This window comes from Anaeromyxobacter sp. PSR-1, assembly GCF_000964525.1.
Lineage (GTDB): Bacteria > Myxococcota > Myxococcia > Myxococcales > Anaeromyxobacteraceae > Anaeromyxobacter.
The window spans coordinates 1-6,891 of sequence record NZ_BAZG01000217.1 but is presented as its reverse complement, the minus strand read 5'-3'; the positions used below and the strand labels follow the sequence as shown (position 1 = coordinate 6,891).

At 73.7% G+C, this 6,891-nt stretch carries 6 protein-coding genes; 3 read left to right on the top strand and 3 right to left on the bottom strand.

The features are described from left to right. From PSR1_RS20570 to PSR1_RS20560, 3 genes are all read left to right on the top strand, one after another. Positions 1–1,233, top strand: a 1,233-nt coding sequence (locus tag PSR1_RS20570) for a chemotaxis protein CheA (RefSeq protein ID WP_160309044.1), incomplete at its 5' end; no start/stop codon positions are given. Between the two features lies 1 nt (position 1,234). Continuing rightward, a complete protein-coding gene (locus PSR1_RS20565) occupies positions 1,235–2,041 on the top strand; it encodes a protein-glutamate O-methyltransferase CheR (protein ID WP_059439257.1) in 807 nt (268 codons plus the stop codon). After that, positions 2,038–2,517 carry a chemotaxis protein CheD gene (locus tag PSR1_RS20560; RefSeq protein ID WP_059439256.1) on the top strand — a complete coding sequence of 160 codons (480 nt, stop codon included), beginning with the start codon at positions 2,038–2,040 and terminating at the stop codon, positions 2,515–2,517. Before PSR1_RS20565 ends, PSR1_RS20560 begins: the two co-directional genes overlap by 4 nt. A 14-nt stretch (positions 2,518–2,531) precedes the next feature. Here the strand turns inward: PSR1_RS20560 and PSR1_RS20555 are convergent, their stop codons facing one another. The 3 genes from PSR1_RS20555 to PSR1_RS20545 form a co-directional block, all read right to left on the bottom strand. Beyond that, a complete protein-coding gene (locus PSR1_RS20555) occupies positions 2,532–3,602 on the bottom strand; it encodes a chemotaxis response regulator protein-glutamate methylesterase (RefSeq protein WP_059439255.1) in 1,071 nt (356 codons plus the stop codon). Beyond that, positions 3,602–6,319 carry a methyl-accepting chemotaxis protein gene (locus PSR1_RS20550; RefSeq protein ID WP_059439254.1) on the bottom strand — a complete coding sequence of 906 codons (2,718 nt, stop codon included), beginning with the start codon at positions 6,317–6,319 and terminating at the stop codon, positions 3,602–3,604. The genes PSR1_RS20555 and PSR1_RS20550 overlap by 1 nt, the downstream gene beginning before the upstream one ends. After that, positions 6,316–6,891 (bottom strand): chemotaxis protein CheW (locus PSR1_RS20545; protein ID WP_152643399.1); only part of this gene is annotated, 576 nt, incomplete at its 5' end. The genes PSR1_RS20550 and PSR1_RS20545, both read right to left, overlap by 4 nt.

The following is a 6,891-nucleotide window of genomic DNA, read 5'->3' as shown; positions in this document are numbered from 1 at the left end:
ACGCCGCCGCCGCACGGCGGTGGTCAGCTCCGCGAGACGGTGAAGGTGGATCTCGAGCGGGTGGACTCGATGGTGGAGATGATCGGCGAGCTCATCATCGTCGAGTCGATGGTGGTGCACGCGCCGGAGCTGGCGGCGGTCGCATCCCTGCGCCTGCGCAACTCGCTCAACCAGATGACCAAGATCAGCCGCGACCTGCAGAACGTGGCCATGCGGATGCGCATGGTCCCGGTGCGCGGCGCGTTCCAGAAGATGGCGCGCCTGGTCCGCGATCTCTCGCGCAGGACCGGCAAGGACGTGATCCTCGAGACCTCCGGCGAGGACACCGAGATGGACCGCAGCATGGTCGAGCGCATCGAGGATCCGCTCGTGCACCTGGTGCGAAACGCGCTCGACCACGGTATCGAGCCGGAGGCGGAGCGCCTCGCCGCGGGCAAGGCCGCGCGGTCCGTCCTGCGCCTGGCCGCCTACCATGAGGGCGGGTCGATCGTGGTGGAGCTGACCGACGACGGCCGGGGGCTGCAGCGCGACCGGATCCTGCGCAAGGCGCGCGAGCGCGGGCTGGTGGGCGACGGGCAGGAGCTGTCCGACGCAGAGGTCCACGGGCTGGTGTTCCTGCCCGGCTTCTCCACCGCGGCGAAGGTCACCGAGATCTCCGGGCGCGGCGTGGGCATGGACGTGGTGAAGCGCAACGTCGAGGGGATGCGCGGCCGCGTCACCGTGGCCTCGCGCGCGGGCGGCGGGACCACGTTCCGGCTGGTGCTCCCGCTCACGCTCGCCATCATCGACGGCATGCTCGTCTCCTGCGGAGGCGAGACCTACATCCTGCCCAGCCTCTCGATCGTCGAGTCGCTGCGGCCGGCCGATGACACGATCCGACGCGCCGCGGGACGCGGCGAGGTGATCGACGTCCGCGGCGAGATCCTGCCGCTCCTGCGCCTGCACCGCCTGCTCGGCGCGCGCGAGCGTGCGGCGGGCACCGACGATCTGCGCGTGGTGGTGGTCGAGGGGCTGGGGCGCAAGGTGGGGCTGGTGGTGGACGAGGTGGTCACCCAGCAGCAAGTGGTGATCAAGCCCCTGGGGAGCGGCCTCGGCGACACGGACTTTCTCTCCGGCGCGGCGATCCTCTCCGACGGCCGGGTGGGGCTGATCCTGAACGTGGACCGGCTGGCAGGGCTCGCGTCGCGCGACGCGGCGGCCGACCGCGGCGCCCGGCTGGCGGCGGGGGCCTAGGGTGGACGCGGAGACGTACCAGGGCTTCCAGCGCATCGCCCATGAGCGGGCCGGGATCTTCCTGCGCCCGGGCAAGGCGGCCCTGGTGGAGGCGCGGCTCGCGCGGCGCCTCCGGGAGCTGGCCCTCTCCACCGAGCGCGAGTACCTGGAGCACCTGCAGGCGGAAGGCGGCGACGAGCTGGTGCGGTTCCTGGACGCCATCTCCACCAACTTCACCCACTTCTTCCGCGAGGCCGATCACTTCGAGGCGCTGGTCCAGTCGGTGCGGGTCGCACGCCGGGTGGGACAGCGGCGCTTCCGGGTGTGGTGCGCCGGCTGCTCCTCGGGCGAGGAGCCCTACACCGCCGCGATGGTGCTCGAGCCCGAGCTCGACGGCTGCGACTGGCGGATCCTCGCGACCGATCTCTCCACCCGCGTGCTGGCGCGCGCGGCGGAGGCCACCTACGCGGACGAGGAGGTGGCCGCCATCCCGGCGGCGCTGCGGGCGCGGTTCCTCGCAGCGCGACCCGGGCCCGGCGGATCGACGCTGCACGAGGTGGTCCCGCGGCTGCGGGAGCGGGTGGTGCTCCGCCGCCTCAACCTGGCCGAGCACCCGTACCCGATGCGCGGGCCGCTCGACGCGATCTTCTGCCGGAACGTGATGATCTACTTCGACCGGCCCATGCGCGCGCGGCTGGTCGAGGAGCTCGAGCGCCTGCTGCGCCCGGGCGCCCCGCTGTTCGTGGGCCACTCGGAGACGCTGGCGGGGATCCCCACGCGGCTGCGCAGCGAGCGCCCCTCGGTGTACCGGATGCCGGAGGCCACGTGAGCCTCGTCACCGTGGGCATCGGCGACCTGGTGGTTACGGGTGAGCCGGGCGGCGTGATCGTGACGCACGGGCTGGGCTCGTGCATCGCGCTCGTCGCCTGGGATCCCGGCCGCCACGTCGGCGGCATGCTGCACTTCCAGCTCCCCACCTCCGCGCTCTCCCCGGAGCGGGCGCGCGGCGCGCCGGGCACGTTCGCCGACACCGGAATCCCGCTGCTCTTCGAGCGGCTGTACGCCCGCGGCTGTCGCAAGGAGGACCTGGTGGTCAAGGCGGCGGGGGGCGGGAGCTTCAACGACCTGTACGGCGGCTTCGACATCGGCCGGCGCAACCACGCCGCCATGCGGCGCATCCTGCGCCGCGCGCGGGTGGCGGTGGCGGCGGAGGACGTGGGCGGCGCGCGCTCGCGGACGGTGCGCCTGTTCCTGGACTCGGGCCGGGTGACGGTGCAGTCGGGCGAGGAGATCGCGCCGCTGTGACCGCGTGACCCCGCTCAGGGGAGCGCGCCGTCCGTGAGCCGCAGGAGCTCCGGGGCGATGCGGTCGAGCGGGAGCGTGCGCTCCACCGCCCCGGCCTCCACCGCGACCTTCGGCATCCCGTACACCACGCAGGATCCCTCGTCCTGCGCGACCGTGCGCGCGCCCGCCTCGCGCATCGAGAGCAGGCCCTGGGCGCCGTCGCCGCCCATGCCGGTCAGGATCACCCCCACCGCGTTGCGCCCGGCGGTGCGGGCCACCGAGCGGAACATCACGTCCACCGAGGGCCGGTGCCGGTTCACCCGGGGCCCATCCTTGACCTCGACCACGTAGCGGGCGCCGGACCGCCGGAGGAGCATGTGCCGGTTGCCCGGCGCGACCAGCACCGTCCCCGGCACCACCGACTCGCCGCCCTGCGCCTCGCGGGCGTCGAGGCCGGACTGGTCGCGCAGGCGCTTCGCGAAGAAGCGGGTGAACAGCTCGGGCATGTGCTGGGTGATCACGATGCCGGGCGCGCTGGGCGGGAGCGCCACCAGGATCCGCTCGATGGCGACCGTGCCGCCGGTGGAGGCGCCGATGGCGACCACCTGGTGCGTGGTCCGGGACAGGGCGCACGACGTCGCGGCGCGCGCCGGCGGCGGCAGCGGCGCGGGCGCGCGCACGCCGGCGGCGGCCGCCTCCTTCACCTTCTCCACCAGGTCGGCGGTCATCTCGCCCACCGAGTACGCCGCCCCGGGCTTGCACATCACGTCGCAGGCGCCGGCGGCGAGCGCCTCCAGCGCGAGCGCGCCGCCGGCGGGCGTGAGCGAAGACACCACGATCACCGGCGTGGGCCGGTAGCGCATGATCTTGTGGAGGAACGTGAGGCCGTCCATGCGCGGCATCTCCACGTCCAGCGTGATCACGTCGGGCGAGCGCTCCAGGATGAGATCGCGCGCCGCGAACGGGTCCGGCGCCGTCCCCACGACCTCGATCTCCGGATCGGCGGAGAGCTCCTGCTGGAAGACGTTCCGCACCACGGCGGAGTCGTCCACCACCAGCACCCGGATGCGCCGGGGTCCGGTCCCTTTCGGGCGCGCGGCCTCCACTAGAAGTCCCGGATCTCGGCGTCGTCGTCCATGGGGAACGCCTGCTCCGCGAGCGCGCGGGAGCTCGCGAGCGCGCCCGCGCCGTTCGTGCCGGGGCGCGGGCGGGCGCCGGGCGGCGCCGCAGGGGGCGAGCGGACCGGCGCGGCGGCGGGACGGCGCGGCGCCGCCTGCCGCTGCGAGCGGTCGAGCTGGAACGCGCCCACCATCGCCGCGAGCTCCTCCGACTGCCCGGACAGCTCCGAGGCGGCGGACGACGACTCCTCCGCCGATGCGGCGTTCTGCTGGGTGACCTTGTCCATCTCGGCGATGGCCTTGTTCACCTGCTCGATGCCGGTGGACTGCTCCCGGGCCGCGGCCGCGATCTCCGAGACGATGTCGGTGACCTTTCCGATGCCCTGCACGATCTCGCCGAGCTTGGCGGCCACGTGCCGCGCGGTGACCTCGCCCTCGCCGGCCTGCTTCACCGAGTCGCGGATGAGGGCCTCGGTCTTGTTGGCCGCCTCCTTGGAGCGGAGCGCGAGCGAGCGCACCTCCTCGGCGACCACCGCGAAGCCGCGGCCGGCCTCGCCGGCGCGCGCCGCCTCCACCGCCGCGTTGAGCGCGAGCAGGTTGGTCTGGAACGCGATCTCGTTGATGTCCTTGATGATCTGCGCGGTGCCCTCGGCCGACGCCTTGATGCGCGCCATGGCGCCCTGCATCTGCTCGACCGCGGTCGCGCCCTCGGTCGCGGCGCCGCGCGCGGTCACGGCGAGCTGGTTCGCCTGCTGCGCGTTGTCCGAGGATTGCTTGGTCATGCCCGAGACCTCCTCGATCGAGCTGGAGGTCTGCTCCAGCGAGGAGGCCTGCTGCGAGGCGCCGGACGCCACCGCCTGCGACGAGGCGGCGATCTGCGCCGCGGCGCTGGACACCTGCTCCACCGCCTCGCTCACCTGGGCGAGCGCGTCGTGGAGCGCCGTCGCCGTGCCGTTCACCGAGTCGGCGATGCGGGCGTGGCCGCCCTGGTAGGTGCCCTGGACGCGCGCCCGCAGGTCGCGGTGCGCCAGCCTCTCCAGCACGCCGGCGGCCTCCTCGACGGGCGCGAGGACGGCGTCCAGCGTCCGGTTCACCCCCTCCACGATGCGCCGGAAGTCGCCCCGGTGGCGCGCGGCGTCGGCGCGCGCGTCGAGGCTGCCGGCGACCGCGGCGTCGGCCAGCCGGTTCGCGTCGGCCACGAGCGCGTTCACCGCGGCGATGCAGCCGTTCAGGTGATCCTTCAGGCGGACGAAGTCGCCGGACCAGGCCTCGGCCACCGGCGGCGGGATCGCGCCGCGCGAGATCTCGTCCACCACGTTCGACGCCACCTTGAGCGGGCCGACGATCGCGTCGAGCGTGCCGTTGACGCCCTCGACCAGCGTGCGCCAGTCGCCCTGGAAGCGGGCGGCGTCGGCGCGGGTCGACAGCCGCCCCTCCGCGGCCGCGGCGGTGAGCGCCTGGACCTCGGCGGCGACCGCGCGCAGGTTGTCGCGGATCCGGTCGCAGGTCTCGTTCGCGACCGCCTGCTTGCCCTTGCGCGGCGCCAGCTTCGGCTCGAAGTCGCCCTCGCCGTACGCGCCGAACGTGGTGAGCATCTCGAGGATCGCGGAGACGTGGGTGCGGAGCCCGGCGTTCATGCTCGCCGCGACGCGGCGGTAGGCGCCCTGGAACCGCTCCTCCTCGACGAACGCCTCGATGTCCCCCTCGTCCTGGGCCCGGCCGGTGGCCTCCATGGCGCCGAGGACGCCGGACAGGCTCGCGATGCAGCCGTTGAGCGCCTCCTTGATGCGGTCGAAGTCTCCCTCGTACCGGTCGGTGATGGGCTCGGGGATGTCGCCCAGTGCGATGCGGGTGACGCAGTCCGCGGCCATCCGGATCGGGCGCGCGTAGGCGTCCATGGTGGCGTTGATCCCCTGCACCACCGGGCGGAAGTCGGGGTCGACGCGCGCGAGGTCCCCTCGCACGTCCAGCCGCCCCGCCTCCACCGCCGCCGAGAGGCGGCCGGTCTCGGTCACCATGGCACCGATGGCCCGCGACACGCGCCGGGCGAGGAGCCACGCGATGGCCAGCATCGCGATCGAGCCCGCGATCACCAGGACCGCGACCGTGAGCTGGCTGCGGCCTGCCGCCACGGCGGACTCCGCCTCGAGCGCCTGCGCGTCCTTCGCCGACGCCTCGATCATCCCGTCGAGCAGCGGCGCGAACTCGACCTGCTTGGCGCGGAGCCGCTGGTACAAGGTCCAGCAGCGCTCGTCGGCCTCGGGGGTGAGCTGCGTCTCGCGCCGGCGGACCGCGTCCACGTAGGCCGCGACCAGGCCGTTCCAGGCATCCAGGGACCCGCTCACGCGCCCCCACACGTCGCGCTCCGCGGCCGCGTGCGTGAGCCCGTCGAAGACCTTCCGGGCCTGGGCGAGGTCCCGCAGCGAGCCCTCCGCCAGCGTGAACACGGCCTCGCGGGTCTCGGCGTCGCCGGAGATCCGCGGGCTCATCATCCCGTTCGCGGCGCGCATCACGCCGTTGACCGCCGCGCGAACCCGCGCCAGCGCCAGCGCTGCGGGCAGCTCCTGGTTGGTGACGGCCGTGAGCGAGCCGGACAGGCGCCGCACCGTGAAGAAGGAGGTGGCGCCGATGGCGACCGCCAGGATGTTCGCGGCGAGGAACCCCGCGAAGATGAGCTTCCCGTTGTTGGTGTTGCGGGTCTTCATGGCACGTCTCCCGTCGTCTCGGGGCCAGGGGTGACGCCGGCGGGCGCGCCGGCGCCGGACGCGCGGCCCAGCTCGCGGGCGTCGTCCGAGGAGAGGATCCGGGCGATGTCGAGCAGGAACACGATGCGCCGGTCGTGCTTCCCGACGCCCAGGATGAAGTCCTCCTCCGGCGCGGCCTGCCCGAGCGCGGGCGTCGGCTCGATCATCGCCGGGCCGATGGAGAGGACCTCGAGCACCTGATCCACCAGCAGGCCCATGGTGAGCGGCCTCCCGTCGACCGCGCAGTGCACCACGATGATGACGGTCTGATCGGAGGGCTCGCACCGCTCCATGCCGAACTTGAGGCGCAGGTCGATGACCGGGATGACCTTGCCGCGCAGGTTGATGACCCCGCGGATGAAGTCGCGCGTGCGCGGCACGCGGGTCATCTCCAGCAGCCCGATGATCTCGCGCACGGTGAGGATCTCGATCCCGTACTCCTCGCGCGCGAGCTGGAACGTCATGTACTTCCCGGCGAGGCGGCGGCCCAGCTCGGTGGCCGTGCCCGCCGCTCCGTCGGCCTTCGCCAGCTC

Bases quoted from the DNA above. Each gene is read 5' to 3' on its own strand.
- PSR1_RS20550 (WP_059439254.1), bottom strand. From the start codon at position 6,319: ATGAAGACCCGCAACACCAACAACGGGAAGCTCATCTTCGCGGGGTTC.